At 58.1% G+C, this 17,254-nt stretch carries 18 protein-coding genes; all 18 read right to left on the reverse strand.

Annotated features, from left to right (window positions below):
• Window positions 1-83: 83 nt before the first annotated feature.
• The 18 genes from FTW19_RS15845 to fliF all read right to left on the reverse strand — a co-directional run bounded on the left by FTW19_RS15845 (window position 84) and on the right by fliF (window position 17,249).
• Window positions 84-998: a hypothetical protein gene (locus tag FTW19_RS15845; RefSeq protein WP_147648527.1), complete on the reverse strand. Its 915-nt coding sequence runs from the start codon at window positions 996-998 to the stop codon at window positions 84-86.
• Window positions 977-1,249, reverse strand: a complete 273-nt coding sequence (locus tag FTW19_RS15850; RefSeq protein ID WP_147648528.1) for a FliM/FliN family flagellar motor switch protein — start codon at window positions 1,247-1,249, stop codon at window positions 977-979. Before FTW19_RS15850 ends, FTW19_RS15845 begins: the two co-directional genes overlap by 22 nt.
• Before the next feature lie 2 nt (window positions 1,250-1,251).
• The gene (locus FTW19_RS15855) at window positions 1,252-2,118 is read right to left on the reverse strand and encodes a sigma-70 family RNA polymerase sigma factor (RefSeq protein WP_147648529.1); all 867 of its coding nucleotides are present in this window, start codon (window positions 2,116-2,118) and stop codon (window positions 1,252-1,254) included.
• Between the two features lie 9 nt (window positions 2,119-2,127).
• Window positions 2,128-4,143: a flagellar biosynthesis protein FlhA gene (locus FTW19_RS15860; protein ID WP_246153760.1), complete on the reverse strand. Its 2,016-nt coding sequence runs from the start codon at window positions 4,141-4,143 to the stop codon at window positions 2,128-2,130.
• A 47-nt stretch (window positions 4,144-4,190) separates the two neighbouring features.
• Window positions 4,191-5,285, reverse strand: coding sequence for an EscU/YscU/HrcU family type III secretion system export apparatus switch protein (locus FTW19_RS15865; RefSeq protein WP_147648531.1), 1,095 nt, complete (start codon window positions 5,283-5,285; stop codon window positions 4,191-4,193).
• Window positions 5,282-6,058 (reverse strand): flagellar biosynthetic protein FliR, encoded by a 777-nt coding sequence (locus FTW19_RS15870; RefSeq protein ID WP_147648532.1) that lies wholly within the window; start codon window positions 6,056-6,058, stop codon window positions 5,282-5,284. Before FTW19_RS15870 ends, FTW19_RS15865 begins: the two co-directional genes overlap by 4 nt.
• 6 nt (window positions 6,059-6,064) lie before the next feature.
• Window positions 6,065-6,334, reverse strand: a complete 270-nt coding sequence (locus FTW19_RS15875; protein WP_147648533.1) for a flagellar biosynthetic protein FliQ — start codon at window positions 6,332-6,334, stop codon at window positions 6,065-6,067.
• A gap of 9 nt (window positions 6,335-6,343) precedes the next feature.
• A complete protein-coding gene (gene fliP, locus FTW19_RS15880) occupies window positions 6,344-7,237 on the reverse strand; it encodes a flagellar type III secretion system pore protein FliP (RefSeq protein WP_246153340.1) in 894 nt (297 codons plus the stop codon).
• On the reverse strand, window positions 7,238-7,546 hold the full coding sequence (locus tag FTW19_RS15885; protein WP_147648534.1) for a flagellar biosynthetic protein FliO: 309 nt from the start codon (window positions 7,544-7,546) through the stop codon (window positions 7,238-7,240).
• Window positions 7,547-7,556: 10 nt separating this feature from the next.
• Complete coding sequence (locus FTW19_RS15890) at window positions 7,557-8,102, reverse strand: flagellar basal body-associated FliL family protein (RefSeq protein ID WP_147648535.1); 546 nt, start codon at window positions 8,100-8,102, stop codon at window positions 7,557-7,559.
• A gap of 83 nt (window positions 8,103-8,185) precedes the next feature.
• The gene (locus tag FTW19_RS15895; RefSeq protein ID WP_147648536.1) at window positions 8,186-9,418 is read right to left on the reverse strand and encodes a flagellar hook protein FlgE; all 1,233 of its coding nucleotides are present in this window, start codon (window positions 9,416-9,418) and stop codon (window positions 8,186-8,188) included.
• Window positions 9,419-9,460: 42 nt separating this feature from the next.
• Window positions 9,461-9,748: a flagellar hook capping FlgD N-terminal domain-containing protein gene (locus FTW19_RS15900; protein ID WP_147648537.1), complete on the reverse strand. Its 288-nt coding sequence runs from the start codon at window positions 9,746-9,748 to the stop codon at window positions 9,461-9,463.
• Window positions 9,749-9,770: 22 nt separating this feature from the next.
• The gene (locus tag FTW19_RS15905; protein ID WP_147648538.1) at window positions 9,771-11,918 is read right to left on the reverse strand and encodes a hypothetical protein; all 2,148 of its coding nucleotides are present in this window, start codon (window positions 11,916-11,918) and stop codon (window positions 9,771-9,773) included.
• A 50-nt stretch (window positions 11,919-11,968) separates the two neighbouring features.
• Window positions 11,969-12,430 (reverse strand): flagellar FliJ family protein, encoded by a 462-nt coding sequence (locus tag FTW19_RS15910; protein WP_147648539.1) that lies wholly within the window; start codon window positions 12,428-12,430, stop codon window positions 11,969-11,971.
• Window positions 12,431-12,433: 3 nt separating this feature from the next.
• The gene (locus tag FTW19_RS15915; protein WP_147648540.1) at window positions 12,434-13,738 is read right to left on the reverse strand and encodes a FliI/YscN family ATPase; all 1,305 of its coding nucleotides are present in this window, start codon (window positions 13,736-13,738) and stop codon (window positions 12,434-12,436) included.
• A complete protein-coding gene (locus tag FTW19_RS15920) occupies window positions 13,735-14,394 on the reverse strand; it encodes a FliH/SctL family protein (RefSeq protein ID WP_147648541.1) in 660 nt (219 codons plus the stop codon). The genes FTW19_RS15915 and FTW19_RS15920 overlap by 4 nt, the downstream gene beginning before the upstream one ends.
• A complete protein-coding gene (gene fliG, locus FTW19_RS15925) occupies window positions 14,378-15,385 on the reverse strand; it encodes a flagellar motor switch protein FliG (protein ID WP_147648542.1) in 1,008 nt (335 codons plus the stop codon). The genes FTW19_RS15920 and fliG overlap by 17 nt, the downstream gene beginning before the upstream one ends.
• 49 nt (window positions 15,386-15,434) lie before the next feature.
• Window positions 15,435-17,249 (reverse strand): flagellar basal-body MS-ring/collar protein FliF, encoded by a 1,815-nt coding sequence (gene fliF / locus FTW19_RS15930; protein WP_147648543.1) that lies wholly within the window; start codon window positions 17,247-17,249, stop codon window positions 15,435-15,437.
• Window positions 17,250-17,254 lie beyond the last annotated feature (5 nt).

Below are 17,254 nucleotides of genomic sequence, written 5' to 3' on the forward strand. Positions count from 1 at the left end.
ATAAAAACAAATCGGGCTTAGAAAGCACTAAGCACGCTTTCTAAGCCCGGTCTTATCTTTGCCTTTCGGCTTCTTTACTTCTATTAAGGATAGATTCTCCAGACACAATCGAGAACATCCTCCGCCGATTCACCGGGAATGCATGAAACGGCGTGCCCTTCGAGCCACAAACGCATCCAGTACAACCGTCCTACACGCACCAGCCGTGACGCGACCGGCTGCTGCTTCTCAATGACCGAAACCATCGCCTTGACGAGACTGTCCTGATCCTCGACTGTTTCTTCGTTGGTGGTGATCCCTTTGCACTCCGTCAGCCGCTTGCGTGCGGCCTGATACTGCGATGACGGCAACAGCCCGCTGTGTACATGAAGATCCGTCATCTGCTCCAGCGCCAGTGCAGCCGCTGGATTCAGCTCCGCATCGAACGCCAGGTAAAGAGCCTTGCCGCCAGCTACACGCACCGGCAACATGCCACTCTCTTCCAGAACGGCCTGCGGTGCAAGACGCGCCATCCGCTCCGGAGAAAAACCTTCCAGGGTCAGCATGGGGCAATTCCACTGTGCGCCCATCGCGCGTGTGATCTGCCCTTCACTCAGATTTGCGGCTTCCATCAGGCAGTCGCCGATGCGGCCATGTCCACGCTGCCGCTGGCGCTGCAGTGCCTGCTGCAGTTGTACAGGCGTAATAATTCCCTGAGCCATCAGCACCAGGCCCAATGGAATACGGTGGTTGTGCGGACTGAATTCATCGCCTGCGATGCTTGACCCGATCTCGCGGCGGACCGACTGGGTTACCAGTTGAGAAAGGCAGTTGCGGCTGCACGCCCACTGACCTTCAAAGTACGGACGTGTACGGTTTTTCCAGCGCTGCAACCACCCGCCAGTGCACTGCAGATTCCCGCAGAGCACGGTCTCGGTGACATTCGAGGGGATAGACTTACCGCCGATAGACGGCGTTTGCAACATGACACTGTCTTTTACTGAATCGATGTAGGCCATTCCACGCTCTCCTTGCGTGTTTGTTCCGGAGCGACCTCCGTAACCTCGAAGGCGTAATTACCGTTCACGATCACAATCTCGCCCCGTGCCACAACCCGTCCGCTCACGACCAGTTCGACCATCTCGTCGATCTGGCGGTCGAGCCTCAGTCCAGCACCCGATTGCAGGCGAACGGCATCGCCAAGTGTCAATTCCCGCGATCCAAGCCGAAGTACGGCATCGAACCGAAGCCCTTCCAGCAGCTCAGGCATCGTTATTTCGCCCTCGCACTGCGACGCTTCGACTCGTCTCCGTTCTTGGCATTCGCCAGGTCCGCCAGCTTGGCGCGCAGCTTCAACACCGCCGAGGAGTGAATCTGAGAGACACGCGATTCAACAACACCGAGCGTCAAACCGATCTCTTTCATCGTCAGCTCCTCGTGGTAGTACAGCGTCAACACCAGACGTTCTTTCTCGGGAAGATCTTCAATCGCATCGGCCAAACGCTGCCGCAGTTCACCTTTCAGCGCCCGGAACAACGGCCCGTCTTCGTCAGGGCTGGCGACATAGGCCAGTTCCTCATCTCCGGACTCTTCGTTCTTCTCGACATGCAGGCTGCCGATCTCAAGCCCCTTCAGCTCGCCAAGCAGCATCTGGTAGTCATTAAGACTCATGCCTAGCTCTGCGGCAATCTCCTGCTCCGCCGGTGAGCGGCCGAGTGCCTGCGTCAGCTTGCGGATTGCCTCTTCGACGCTACGGCCTTTGCGGCGCAGCTCGCGGGGGCTCCAGTCCAGAGTCCGCAGTGAGTCAAGAATCGCACCACGAATGCGGAACTGCGCATAGCTCTTGAACTGCACCCGTTTGCCATGATCGAACTTATCGTAGGCATCCATCAGGCCGATCACGCCGGCCGATACCAAATCTTCCAGATCCACATGCTGCGGCAACCGTTCATGGATACGCCGCGCGATGTAGCGAACCGTCGGCAGATGATCGATAAGCACCTGCTCACGGCTCGGTATCAGTTGGCTGCCATCCATGCTGGCAACCAGGGCGCGCGCAGCTTTACTGGCATCCTCAGCAAGCAGTGCCGACCCCAGCCCCACTTCGCTTCCGTAATCCTTCATTCCAAGCCTCGCCATTTCTGCTCCTTACCCTATTTGACCCACGCTCTGCACCCTTACCTCCGCCGGTATTTCGACTGGTGAAAGTACCGTCACCCTCGGAAGTATCGGTTCAAGCCAGCGACGTACGTGGTAACGTGCCGGCGATGGACATAAGAGCACGGGAAGTGCCGAAGTTGAGCCCGTTGCTGTTAATCGCTTCACAGACTCCACCAGCTTCCTGAGGAAATCTCCCTGTCCAACTACCATCTGTCCCTCACTACTGCGTGCCCTGGGATCGAAGGTTCCAATGATTTCGTCCTCGAGGGACCGCTCAAGTGTTAAAACCTTCAAAGCTCCATCCGTATCGAGCAACGGATGCACCAGGCCACGGCCCAGTGCCTGACGCACACTCTCCACCAGATGGACCGTGTTCTTGGAGTGCGCCGCAGCCTCCACCAGGACCTCCAGAATGCTGCCTAGATCGCGAACCGAGACCTGCTCACGCAGCAGTTGCTGCAGCACTTTCTGGACCTCGCCAAGAGTCATTAATTTCGGCACAAGTTCTTCCACCAGCTTGGGATGGCTCTCGGTCAAACCATCCATCAGGCGCTTCACTTCGCCACGGCTCAGCAGCTCATGAGCGTGACGGCGAATCAGCTCGCCAAGGTGGGTTCCGATGACCGTCGTCTGATCGACCACCGAACAGCCCGCGGCCAGAGCGCGCTCCTGCAGCGAAGGATCGATCCACTTCGCGTTGACGCCGAACGCCGGTTCTTTGGTCTCAATTCCCGGTAGCGCCTTGGCGCGTCCCTCGCGATCAGGACCGGCGGTAACGGCCAGCAGGCAATTCCCTTCCGTCTGCCAGCGACCGATCTCAATGCCACGCAGGCTGATGACGTATTCGCGTGGACGAAGCCGGAGGTTATCCGTGATGTGAACGGAAGGCACGACGAAGCCAAGTTCCGTGGCCAAGTGCCGCCGCAACGCGCGCACGCGATTCAGCATCTGGCCTCCGTTCGACGCATCGACAAACGGGATCAACTGGAAGCCGATCTCAAGCGTCAGCTCATCGACTTTCAACAGCGACGCCAAGTCATCCTGTTGCGATGCAGCAGCCGCGCCCGCCTTCTGTTCCACCAGCTCCTCGACAACCTCCGGAGCATCCGCGGGCAGGCTCTTCGCCACCATACCGACGGCAAACGCCATGAAGATAAAGGCCAGCTTCGGCAGTCCAGGGATCAGAGCCATTGCCGCCAGAACACCACAGGCGATCCAAAGCGTCTTCCGCTTGGTGAACAACTGCGATCCCAGCTCGGCATCCAAAGCACCTGACGAGGAGGCACGCGTCAGCACCATGCCGCCGGCAACACTGACCAACAGCGACGGGATCATGGTGACCAGGCCATCGCCTACTGTCAGGATGGTGTAGGTCTTGACCGCCGTCATCAGATCCACACCCTGCTGCAGCGTTCCGATCAACAGACCGGCAATGATATTGATCGCCGTGATAAGGATGGTCGCCATAGAGTCGCGCTGATTGAAGCGCGCGGCGCCGTCCATCGCGCCATAGAACTCAGCCTCGCGAGCGATAGCCTCTCTGCGTTTGCGAGCACCCTGCTCGTCGATCAGGCCGGCGTTCATGTCGGCATCGATCGCCATCTGCTTACCCGGCAAGGCATCGAGAGTGAAACGGGCCGTAACCTCAGCAGTACGAACCGCGCCGTGGCTTACCACCAGGAACTGGATAGCGATCAAAGCCAGGAACAGGACGAAGCCGACGATGTAGTTGCCGCCAACGACGAACTGTCCAAAGGCCTCGATGACGTTTCCGGCGGCTCCCGTACCTTCGTGGCCATGCAGCAGAATCCGGCGGCTGGAGGCCAGGTTCAGCGACAAGCGAAACAGAGTCAGCAACAGCAGGAGCGTCGGAAAGACCGAGAAGTCCACCGCGCGTCTCACCTGTACAGCCGTCAGGAACACGATGATGCTGGCCGTAATTGAGACCGCCAGCAACAGATCCAGCAACAAGCCGGGCAGCGGCACCAACATGACGAAGATCATGCTGATAGCGCCTAGCGGCAGCAATACGCCATTCCACTTTTTCAGGTTCACATTCCACCTCCGGCAAGGCCGCCGGCTTCACGCATCCGCTTCTCCCGTGCCTGTTGCTCAAGCTTGGTGCGGTACAGATATGCCAGGATGCCGGCTACTGCCGAATACAACTCAAACGGAATCGACTGCCCAACTTCGACCATCTTGTACAAACTCCGTGCCAACGGTTTGTTCTCCATAATCGGAACCCCTGCCCAGCGCGCCTGTTCGCGAATCTCAAGCGCGTGCAGGTTCTTACCCTTTGCCAAAACTTTGGGAGCGGACATCGTCTCAAAGCTGAACTCCAGCGCTACCGCGTAGTGCGTCGGGTTGGTAATCACCACGCTGGCGCGGCTAATATCCGCCTTCTCTCTGCGCTTGCGCATCTGCCGCTGGAGTTGACGAATCTTTCCCTTAATCTGGGGATTACCCATCGCCTCTTTCACTTCTTCGCGGACTTCCTGCTTGCTCATCTTGAGGCGCTTGTTCCACTGCACCCACTCCATGGCATAGTCCACGCCGGCCCACATCACCATAACCAGGGCTGTGATCATCGCAAGGTGGTAGGCAGAGGCAAGGGTTTCCGTCAGGCGGTTGAGGCTCATCACCGGCATCCCGGCGATCAGACTGCGAATGGTTCCAACTGCGATGCCGATCACAATGGCAGCAGGGATCAGGCTCTTAGCCAGGCGCAAGATGGAGCGAGTCCCAAAGAGCTGCTTAACGTTTTCCGCCGGATTCAGCCGGGTCCACTTGGGCTGCAGCGCTTCCACACGGATCTGGGTGCCGCCGCCCTGCAGGATGCCTCCCGTGAGAGCTCCCATTAGTGCACAGCTCATTACCACGACCGCGGGCCATAGCACAGGAAGTGCGACATGCCAGATGGCATGGCGAAACATCGCCTCGTCCCAGCTTTCGCTGGTCATCGAGAGCACGTCAGAGTATGCCCCGCGCCAGCTCTGCAATACCTTCGGAGCAACTGCTCCTATCGCAGCCAGACCGGCGAGCATGGCAAGAGAACTCAGCAACTCGCGCGAGCGGACGACGTCGCCTTTTTCGCGGGCCTTCCGCTTACGTTGCGGTGTTGCCTGTTCTGTTTTCTGCTCGCTCACCCTCGCACCAGCCTCTCAGCGGCATTCAACAGGTTGGTGAAGTTGTGCTCAATCCAGAGAGGCCAAATTCCGAGCGATGCGATCAGCACACCATAGCTCACCAGCGTTTTCACGGGAACATTCACCGCCATGACAGGAAGCTGCGGAGAGATACGAGCGATCAAGCCCACAACGACCTCAACCATCAGGGCCGCGCACATCACGGGAGCTGCAAGCTGAAGACCGCCCAGTAGAACACCGGCGGTCATATGCGCCAGCTCGATGCCGCTATTGGCGTGCATCGCGGCCTGACCTACAGGAATGGCGGCAAACGTCCGCATAAACGCGGCCAGCATTGTGCGCTCGAGACCACAGGCCAGCAGCACGAGGATTCCAATCCATCCCAGAAACTGGCCCAGGACCGGAGTCTCAATCTGCGAGTTCGGATCCATCAGGTTTACGAGCGAGAAACTAAAATCGATTCCCAGCAACTGACCGGCGAAGGACAGCGCTTCGTTCATCAACGACAGAGCAAATCCGAAGACCAGGCCAACCGAAAGCTCACCCAACACGGAGGAGGCACTGATTGCCGGTGTTGGTCCCAGCTCCATCACCACCGGAGTAAGCAGGAACGCGATCGCAAAAACAAAGCCTGCTTTGATGCGCATGGGAATTGCCTTCGACGAAAACACCGGAGCAAAAAGCATCAGGCTGCTGAGACGGATCGACACCAGCAGTCCGGTCGCGAGCAGACGTTCCCAGGTCGGCGGCAAATTTGCGAAATCGATCGGCATGTTTCTTTATCCAAGAAAGCGGTGAAAGTCGCGCCACAACGTCACGGTGAAGGTCATCACACGGTGCAGGAACCAGGGCAACGTCACCATGGCTGCTCCCAGGACGACAAACAAGCGAGGCACGGTCGTCAGCGTCTGTTCCTGCAGGCTGGTAAGGGTCTGCAGCAAGCTCAGACCGACGGAGATCAGACATCCGCAGATCAGCAGCGGCGCGCTGAGAATCAGGGCCTCACGCAGCAGCATTCGTCCGAGTTCAGCAACTTGGTTGGGTTCCACGATTGTTCCTCACGAAAAACTTTTCAGCAGCGAGCCGGTCAGCAGGTTCCAGCCATCGACCATCACAAAGAGCAGAATCTTCAGCGGAGTTGAGATCACGACAGGCGGAAGCTGCATCATGCCGATAGAGGTCGTCACGCTTGCCACCACCAGGTCAATCAGAAGAAACGGAAGAAACAGAATCGCGCCGATCTGAAAACCAGCCTTGAGCTCGCTAAGGATGTACGCCGGAACGACAACCTGCATTGGGAGCTGTGCGCGGGTCTGAGGGCGGTCCGCCATGCCGGCAGAGGCAAACAGCGCCAGGTCCTTCTCGCGAGCGTATTTCAGCATGAAAACCTTGACCGGTTCAGAGCCTTTGGCAATCGCTTCTTCACCGCTGATCTGTCCCGCCCTAAAGGGAGCCACTGCCTGCTGGTCCACCTGGAGCAGGACTGGCTGCATCAAGAACCAGGTCATCATGAGACCGAGTCCCATCAATACCTGGTTCGACGGAGCTGTCTGTGTCCCGAGCGCCTGGCGCAGAAAGTGAAAGACAACCAGCAGCCGCACCAACGGCGTCATCGACAGCAGAATCGCCGGCAGCAGGCTCAGCAGAGTAAGGCCGATGACGATCGACCAGGAGGTGCTGGGTTCGTTCTCGAGGCGGTGGTTGATGGAATCTTCGCGCTTGCCCGTATTCTGGTTCGACTTTGACGGAGCCGTCGGCGCCGTAGGGGCAGTTGCGCCCGCCGCCCGACGTGCCGCTTCCGTGACAAAGGCCAGCGCCATCCGCTGCTCTGCGACAGCGGGGCTCTCCGCCACCGTTGCAGCCGGCTGCACATGGGCTGCGCTCCGTTTTTCAGCCTGCATGGAAGCGCCTGACAACAGTACGGCGACCAGCAGGACAGGACGAACCAGCATCTACTCAGCCTTCCTTACCGGCATCATGGCCTGAACGCCGTGCTCGCTGCTTCCAACCAGGAACTGCTGACCTTCACACTCCACCAGCGCAAGTTGCTGCTTGTTGCCGAGCGAGACTTGTTCGAGGACACGCAGGCGCTTCTGCTCACGAGGACGTGTGGCACGTCCCTTCCAGGAACGCAGGATCCAGTGGGCCAGGCCCGCCGGTTCCGGACGACGCATCTCGGCTAGCGGAACGATCGTTCTCTGCACGATCGCCAGTTCCGGCTTTACCACTTCGGCTTTGACCATTGCTACGCTGCGACGCATCTCTGTCTCCTTACCGCTGGACCAGGAATTCTGTGAAGAAGATGTCAACCACCTTCAAGCTGGGTTCACGCACAGTAAGCACGGCCTTGATCTCTTTCTTGACCTGCTCTTTGCCCTCAGGCTGCAGCAGTTCTTCTGAGCTCTTGCGACCCAGGACGTCGATCAACGCGTCCCGCACCGCGACATCTTGCTGGCCGCCGGCCTTGGGCTTCTTCTCCCCGCCCTCTTCCTTCTTCGCGTCACCGGGCTTTTCCTCGTCGGCAACGCGCAGGGTGATCGCGGCACGCAAATAAGCGCGCCCGCCCACATCGGTCAGGTTGACTACCATCGGTTCCAGAACCTGGTCCTTGGTCTTCTGGGGCTCGGTTTTGACGACCTCAACAATCTTTGTGCCGCCACCGCCGAGCTTCCCGGTCTTCCCCATCCACCAGACCAATCCGCCGGCCGCTCCCACGGCTCCAATAACCGCAACAAAGGCGACAATCGCCAGTTGCACTATGCCCACTTTGGCCACCGGCGCTGCGGGCGTCATCTCTGCTGTCTCTGCTTTAGCCATATGTCCCACTTAAATGCACCTGCCGTGCCATTCAGGCACGGCAGGTATTAGTGAGGACTCAGGAAGGCCCCAGGCCCCTACAACTAACGGATCATATTGATTGCAGACTGGGTTAGCGTGTCGTAAGCCGTAACGGTCTTGGAGTTTGCCTCGAAGGCGCGCTGGGCAACGATCAGGCGGGAAAACTCGCCGGCAATATCAACATTGGACTGTTCCAATGAATTTCCCAGCACTGTGCCGCGACCGCCCGCACCGGCGACGCCGATGGATGGCAGACCGGATGCCTGGCTGGAGATAAAGGAGTTGTTGCCAATCCGGGTCAAACCCTGGGTATCGCTGACCGTGGCGATCGCCAACTGGCCGACCACGCTGCTACGGCCGTTGCTGTACTTGGCCGAGATAATGCCGTTGGAATCGATGGAGAAGTTCTGGTAGGTACCGCTAGCATAACCGTCCTGGCTGGTGGACGCAGTAGCGGAGGCGGAGCTGGAGCTTGCGATTACACCGTTGCCGGCACTGTCATAGAGGTTCCAGTTGAAGCTGAGGTCCGCGGCGCTGTTGGTAAGTCCCGGGAAGGTAATGCCAGTGACATTGCCTGACGGGCCGGTCAGCTTACCGGTGGAGTTGAAAGTGAGCGTCCCAGTGTTGTTGGAAGGCGTACCTGTGATATCGCCGGACGGAAGTTCAATGTCGTAGTCCCAGGTTGTATTGCTGGTCTTCGTGAACTTGACGCTCGCCAAATGGGTGTTTCCGAGGGAGTCATACACACTCACCGAGCTGGCGAAGGTTGTTCCAGTGGCCGCCGAAGAATCCAGATTAGCCTTCAGTGTGACATTTTTCGTGGTACTGGCCGCCTGGTTGGAGCCGATCGGAAGCTGGATCGGAGCCAGAGCGCCGCCGGTACCGACTGTAACGCCGTCAGTGCTCTGGAAGCCCATCACGCTTGCGCCATCCAGGGTCGTCAGATAGCCATCCTTGGCAAGCTGGAAGTCGCCGGCGCGCGTAATCTGCTGCTGGCCATGGTCCTGGATCACGAAGAAGCCATCACCGTTCAGCGCCATATCGGTCGCATTATTCGTTGTCGTCAGACCGCCCTGCGAGAAGTCACCCACCGTACCGGAAACGCGGGTACCGAGTCCGGACTGCAGCGCATTGCCCGAACCAGACTCGCCGAGCTGCTGGTAGAAGAGGTCTTCGAACTCGGTTGTAGCGCCCTTGAAGGCAACCGTGTTCAGGTTCGCAAGATTGTTGCCGATCGTATTGAGCGCCACGGTATTTGCCTTAAGGCCCGTCAACGCAATTGAAAATGCACCCATCGTAATTCTCCTATCCTTTGTCCGTATTGCTGGAAATCTTTATCAGTTGCTGCTGGAACTTGAATCTGTCGAGCTGGTGCCCGATGTCAGCGAGGTAATGCCCTGATTGATCGAGATCAACTGCTGCAGGCTGTTTACACTCACGAGTTGCTGCAGGTACGCGCTCGGATCGGTCGGCTGCGTGGGATCCTGGTTCTTCATCTCGGCCACCAACAGCGTCATAAAGTCACTCGCGGTGATATTGTTGCCACCACTGCTGCTACTGCTTGTTGAATTGCTCGTACTCGATGTCGAAGCCATCGGGCTTGCTTCGTTCGCATTTACCTGCATTTCCGTCTCTCCTTAATCCGGCTTATACCCGGACACTCAACAGCCCTAAACCGCGTGATGAGGTCGACAAGGAAGGAGAAGCTCCTACCTGCCGCCACACCAGCTTTTTCTGCTCTGCCCCCGCATCGGTGCCGGAAGACTGCTGCCCACGGTCCTGTTGCGCTCTCCCGCCCAGGTCCATGTTCATGGCAGCGCTCTCCTGCATCCGGACCACCTGGACTCTGTCCACCGGCACCGTCTGCTGGCTCAGAAAACTTGTCATATGTGGTGCTTCAGCCTTCAGCACCTCGTGCGAAACCTCACTGCTCGCCATCACCACAGCCTGCACGGTGTTGTCGCTGCCCTTCTCGGCGCGCACATGCATCACACCATGCGTCTCATCCGCAATCGCAACTTCAATCTGGCGATGTCCGGCGGCTACCCATTGCGCGCCGCTCTCCTGCGCATTCGATCCTGCAGCCGCATCGAGGCGCGCGAATGGATCGTGAGAAGCTGACTGCGGCGGCTTCGAAGCATTGGCCAGATCCTGAAGATTGTTGAAGCCCGTCTCCACTTTCAGGGCAGAAACCGTATGCAGTTTGTTATCCACGGTGTGGACCGCAGGAGAATGCGCTACCTGCGGAGCAGCCGCTTCGGGAGCAGAAGTATTTTTCTCCGCAGGAGCGGAAACATCCTGCAAGGTCTTCGTTACTCCTGCCTCATCCTTCGCAGACTTTTCATCTTTTGCAGTGGCCGTTTTTTGTCGTTCTGCCACCTGAACTGGACGTCCGAACTTACCTGCAACCGCTTTAGTTGTTACCGTCTTTACCGCGACAACCGACTGAAGCGGACCCTCGACGCTATCTCCCTGCTCCTGCTTCTGCACAGTTGGAGCCGCGGAGGTCATCGGCATGGCATTGACGGCTGCATCGCTCTGGATAATCTGCTGCTGGGGAGCAACATTGTTTCCGGTCTCCCTGTGTGAGATCTTTCCAGAGACAGAACCCTTGCTACTGCCACGTACAGTGGAATGGGACTCAGAAGAAGACAGTGCATCTTTGCCAACCTTGGTCGGCTCGCCCCCGGCTAACTCCGCCGGCATCGCAGGAACGATAACGGCAGCAACAAGGCTCCCATCCTGACCATTGTCCTGAGCATCGTTCTTTTCGTCAGAGGACGATGGCACCTGCGGTACATCTTCTTTTGTATCGGTTGAAATCTGGCCCTTCGGGCTGTCTGCTTTTACCAGTGCGGCCGTCTGCGACACATCGCTTCCAGACCCAATGTCGATAGCGCGAACGATGGGCTGGTAGGCATATTGATGTCCGCGCGGCATGACGAGCGGAAGCGTTCCCGTACCCGCCTTCGACTCCTGTGTCTGCGACGGAACTTGTGGCTGGGGTACGGTTTCCCGTGTTGAAGTAGCTTGCTGGTCCGGAGTCGCCTGTACTGCCGTATTCGCTTGAGCCGGTATCTCTGATTGCGCGGGCGCATCCTTGGTCACAGGCGCAGGCTGTACCGGAATCGGTGGCGCAGAAGCATTTGGCTTCACGGCCACTGCGACGGCAGGTTCCGTATCGGAAGTCTTCCCCTTATCGCTGTCTGATACAGGCGAGGCATTCTCTGATTGTGAAACTGGCTCTGCGTCTGATTCGTGCGGAGCCTGCGGCAACAGCTTAGTGTCAGCGGGCTGCGATCTATCCTGAGCCACTGGGACTGGCAATTCCTGCGCAGCCATCGTCCCCACCGCATTCTTCGGATCAGCTTGTGGCGCTTCAACATCGGGGATGCTTCCCATCGGCTGCGGGACCACATCACTTACGGCAGAAGCACCTTGTGGTGCAGTAACTGTCTGTGAAGTAGTCGGCGCGGACGCTGCTGATGTCTCGGCTGAATGCGGCACCGTTTCCACGGCGGAAGTAGTCTGCTGCAGAGATCCGCGAGAAAGATCGGGGGCTTTGTCGAATGTTCCAGCAAGCAACGTCTGCGTCGCAGGAATCTTAGTCTTGCCATCAGCCAGGACCGTCGCATCCGTCGCTGTCTGTGTTCCGGTTCCCGCTGCTGCTTCAAACATGCCGGCAAACAGCGAGTCTCCTGTGCCCGACAGATTGTCGCTAATCCCTGTCGAGTGCACGTCAGACGATATTGCCGTTCCTCGCGCGAGCGAGGGTCCGATCGTCGCTGCTGCCATGTCCATCATGCCCTGGATATGTGCAGTTCACGTTCCAAAACAACAGCGCTTTATATTAGTGTCTCTTTAGCAATCTTTTTCTTTGCCGCATGCTGCTTGATGAGAAAGAATTCATCCGCAGCCTTCTGTGCACGAAGATCTTCTTCAGCGGCCCGAGTTCTCATCGCTTCCCGATAGAGCGACTTCATCTGTTCGAGCTTCTGTTGTTGAACGAGCATTGCCTCTTGCGCCACGCGAATGCGCTCATTCGCACGGACAAGGTCTTCGTTAAGCTGTCTCTCTTTTTGATCAGTGAACGCTGACTCCGACGACGACAGAATCCATTGCTCGGAGTCGCCGACACTTAGCGCATCCTGCGCATTCTTCTTCAGGACATCTCGTCGTGACTGGATTGTTCGAATGTTCTGTTCGATCTGTTGCCTGCGCATAAATGCCTGTTGCAGGACACCCTCTGCCTTTTCAGCTTCAGTCTCCGCAACACGCAGTAAAAGTGCAGCCCGCGCCAGCTCCATGGCTTAGCTCCCCAAACCGAGAGAGAATAATGCACGCAATACAGCGTCCCGATCGACCTGTTCATTTGCAGTCTGTTGCAGGAACCGCTGCAGCACCGGCCGCATCCGCACTGCCTCATCGAGTTCCGCATCGTTACCGGTCTGATAAGCGCCAATACGGATCAGGTCTTCTGACTTTGCATAGGCCGACAGCAGGCGGCGTACATGATTCGCGATACGCAGATGCTCAGGTGTTGTTACTGCCGGCATCAAACGGCTCACTGAGTCCACGACGTTCACCGGCGGATACCATCCCGCTCCGGCCATCTGCCGCGAAAGCACGATATGTCCATCGACGATGGAGCGGACAGAATCCACAATCGGATCCTGCTGATCGTCACCCTCCATCAGAACCGTATAGAACGCTGTAATGCTGCCCGTCTGAAAGTTTCCAGCCCGTTCCAGCAGCCGTGCTGTCTTGGCAAATACCGAAGGTGTATACCCCTTGCTCGCGGGCGGCTCACCGGCAGCGAGTCCAATCTCGCGCGCCGCCATGGCGAAACGAGTTACCGAATCCAGAACCAGCAATACATTCTTGCCCTGGGCTGCGAAGTACTCTGCCACTGATGTTGCAGACATCGCCACACGCATACGCATCAGCGGAGACTGGTCGCTGGTCGCCACCATAACGACGCTACGCTTGCGTCCTTCTTCGCCGATGGCGTCCTCAAGAAACTCGCCTACCTCTCGTCCGCGTTCGCCAACGAGACCGACAACCGTAAGATCCGCCGATGTATTGCGGGTCATCATGCCGATCAGCGTGCTCTTACCGACACCCGATCCGCCAAAGATACCGATACGCTGTCCACGGCCTACCGAAAGAACTCCATCGATGACGCGCAGTCCCGTACCAAGGGGTTCACGAATCGGCTTCCGCTCCATTGGACCTGGAGGGTTCACATCCAATGGCCACCGTTCGATCACATCGAGCGGCGGACCGCCATCGATCGGTTGGCCGCCCGCGTCGAAGACGCGGCCAAGCATCTGCTCACTTACAGAAAGCGAGGGTCTGCGACGCATCGCAAACACCTTTGCACCGAAACGAACGCCGGCAACCGCATCTACCGGACTCAGCAGCGTGCGGCTGCCGCGAATGCCTACAACCTCGGCCTCAAGCCGGTTGCCGTCAGCGACGATTTCGCAACACTCACCTACGGAACAAGGAGGTCCGTCTGCCTCAATCAGTTGGCCTTCCGCTTCAGCAACACGTCCGCTCCATCGCCAAGAAGGCGTCGAAGACAGCCGTGCGTGAAAGCGTTGCAACCTCATGAGGGACGCTTTCCGAGCAGTTCGCAGAAGCTGGTCTCAATCTCAGAAAGCTGCGCTTCCACTCCCAGGTCCACAGAGCCACACTTTGTATACAGCTCACAGGACCCCGGCTGCATTACACCATCCCCTTCGACCTGAACGTCCTCGCCTTGCAGAATATCTGTCCATGCTGCAACATCGGCGCGAGGCACGCGAAGACGGACTTCATCCTCGCTGGTCATCTGTTCCACCGCCACACGCACTACGCCACGCAGCATGAGAGGATCAAGCTTCGCTTCACGATTCAGAATGCGCCGCGCCAAAGCGAGGGCAAGCTTTACGACCTCCGCTTCAGCATCGGCAAAATAACGTTTGCGCTCTGCTTCAAATGCTTCTATGGCATCACTGATCTCGCGGCGAGCTTCGGCGCGCTGCTCCTCTGCCTCTTCTTCCATTGCTGCGCGCGCCTGTTTTGCGCCCTGCTCGCGCGCCAGAGAAACGTCTGCGATACGTTGCTGCTCTGCCTGGAAAAGCGCCGCGCGAAGGCTTTCCAATTCAGCAGTTAGATCCTCTTCTGCTTCGGCGGCCTGGACCTCACGTCCAAGGCGTCCATGCGACCGGAACCGTAGCGGGCCTACAGAGTGATCACGCCCCGTAGACTCAAGCGGAAAGGTCATTATCAGTCTCCATTCTCAGCATCAGCTTCCCTTCTGCTTCAAGCCGCCGTGCCAGAGCTAACAGTTCCTGCTGGGCCTGAGCGACATCGCGCGAGCGGACAGGCCCCATCACTTCCATATCCTCGCGAAGCATTTCTGCAGCGCGCGTGCTCATCGCCTGGAACAGGTGCGCACGTAGAGATTCCTTGGCGCCCTTCATCGCGGTCGACAGAATCTTCTTGTCTGCCGCCCCGACGATCTCGCGAATGCCGGCCTGCGGTACCGTCAGCAAGTCGTCGAAGGTGAACATCAGGTTGCGGATACCAAGAGCGATCTCCGGCTGATTTTGCTCGATGTCTTCGAGAATTTTCTTGCTTAGCATCTGATCCACGCGATTCAGCATCTCGGCCACGGCCTTGAAACCTGCGTAGGAATGTTTCTTGTTCTGTCCGATCGACTCCGAACGGCGATACAGTTGCAGCGCAACTTTCTGCGCCATCTCCGGGGAGAACTGGCGCATCTCTGCAAGCCTCTTCACCACCTCTGTCCGCAGCTCCTCACTCAGGGCGATCAGAACGAGTGCGGCGCGGCCAGCTTCCAGGTGAGCCAGGACCAGTGCGACTGTCTGGGGATGCTCGCCCTCGAGGAACTTCGCCAACTGCCGTGGATCAATCTTCTGCAACATGGTGAGGTCGCTCATGGAGCGCTCACGCAGGCGCCACACTTCGTTCAACAGCTCTTCTGCGCGATTCTCTCCAAAGGCCTTCTGCAGCAGGCGACGGGCATAGTCAACACCGCCACGCGTAGCGAACTTCTGCGTCTCCTGCAGGGCATAGTACTCACCGATCACGTTGGCCAGTTCTTCCCTGGGAACCGTGCCGAGACGCATGATCTCTTCCGTCACGCGCTGGACGTCTGTTTCAGACAGATACTGAAACATCTCCTTTGCGAGGTCGTCACCTATCGCGACCATGAAGACCGCCGCTTTGCGCAGGCCTGCTGCACGGGTCATCGGCGAATTATTCTGAGAAGCCATTTTTCGTCACCAAGAAAGGGTTGCGTTACTCGTCCATGTCCGTAGCAATCCAGTGCTCAAGCAGGCGCGTGCTCTGCTTGGGTTCTGTACGGATTTGCTTCTTAACCTGTTCGAAGATCATCTGCTCTTCACTGTTCTCTGTTTTCAGACCGTTCGAGGCACCCAGTACCGGCGTATCCGGAGAGCCTTCCGTCAGGAGAGACGCTGGTTCCGTGATCGGTAGGACACCTGCTGCCGCGCCTGCACCTGCGGCAGCAAGAGCGGGAGTCTGCTGCGCCATTAATGCAGGGGGCTCAGGTTCCTGCATCAGCGCCGCAGTCTGCTTGACCATCGGACGCAGGACGAACATCACCAGCAGCAGCCCCATCGCTACCACGCCCGCGGTGCGAACCACACCTGGGGTGCGTATCAGTTCTTGCGTTTGCTCCGTGACACGCTGCAGTGGAGTCAAGGGAACTTCCGCGCTGTTTGTCTGGAAGCTGATGTTCTCCAGCACAAGCTGATCTCCGCGTTTGGGATCAAATCCCGTGGATGCCTGTGCGAGTTGTTCCAGGCGACGCATCTCTTCACTGCTGCGGGCATGCCAGACGGTATGCATGTCCTTACCTGCGCCTTCCAGTTGCGGACGATCGTTTACCAGAACAGCAACAGTAAGCCGCTTCAACCGGCCCGGGCCTTCCTGCATGTGGCTCAGGTGCCGGGTCACTGCATAGTTGGCACTCTCTTCACGAGCGTTGTTGCTCGTCCCGCTGCCACCCTGCGGATATACAGGCAGATTGCCGTTCTGCATCAGAGGAGGAACATTGCCCTGGCCATTCGCCTGCTGGTTAGCCGCACCATTGGCTCCGGCGGCCGCTGGTCCGCCCGCGGCATTGCTCTGTGTTCCCGGAACTCCCGCCGCGACCCTCTGGGAACCTTGCACCTGCTCGGTCCGTTGCATGCTGACGGTCGCCGAGAGTGCCGGATCATAGACCTCATCGGTTTTTTCTTCCGTGCCCTGCTCGTACTCCGCATGAACTGTAGCGTGTACATTATCCCGCCCAGCCACCGGCTCCAGCATGGAGATGAGTTGCTGCTCCATCTGGTGAACAGCGTCAGTCTGCTGCGCCGACTGTGTCGGCGCGCTCATATTGACATGACCATCCGCATCCACCAGGTTCACCTGATCCGGCTGCAGATTCTCCACTGCGCCGGCTACCAGATTGCGAATCGATTCGGCCTCGCCCTGAGCCATGGTCGAACGGCGGAGCTTCAGCACTACCGTTGCCTTAGCCGGATGATCCTCTGCACTGAATAGACCCTGCTTGGCCATGGCCAGGTGGACACGCGCAGAACGCACGGAGCCAAGAGTGCCAATCGTATGTTCCAACTCACCTTCAAGAGCACGCTGATAGTTGACCTTCTCATCGAACTCGGAACCAACCCAGTTCGGTTTATCGAAGATCTCAAAGCCCATGCGTCCGCTCTGCGGCATCCCTTTGCTGGCCACTTCCATACGTGCCTTGTCCAGCAACTCTTCAGGCACAAGCACTTCGCTGCCGTCGGACGAGATCTTGGCATTAATTCCTGCCGCGCTCAGTTCCTGGCTGACAGCCTGCACATCCTTTGGATCAAGCCCACTGAAAAGCATCTTCCATTCTGTGCGGGAGCCGTACCAGCTGAGAGCAGCAACTACAGCAAGCACAATTGCAGATGCCAGCATCAAACGCGAGCGCTGCGCCTTCGGTAAAGCATTCCAACGGCCCCCGACATTGCTCACCAGACGCTGCCAGGGAGCGGCGCCATCGCTGAGACCGGGGGTAGAACCTGTTTTCTGTAATTCAGTCTTCTGATCTGGCATTGTTA

This window comes from Terriglobus albidus (assembly GCF_008000815.1).
Classification (GTDB): domain Bacteria; phylum Acidobacteriota; class Terriglobia; order Terriglobales; family Acidobacteriaceae; genus Terriglobus; species Terriglobus albidus_A.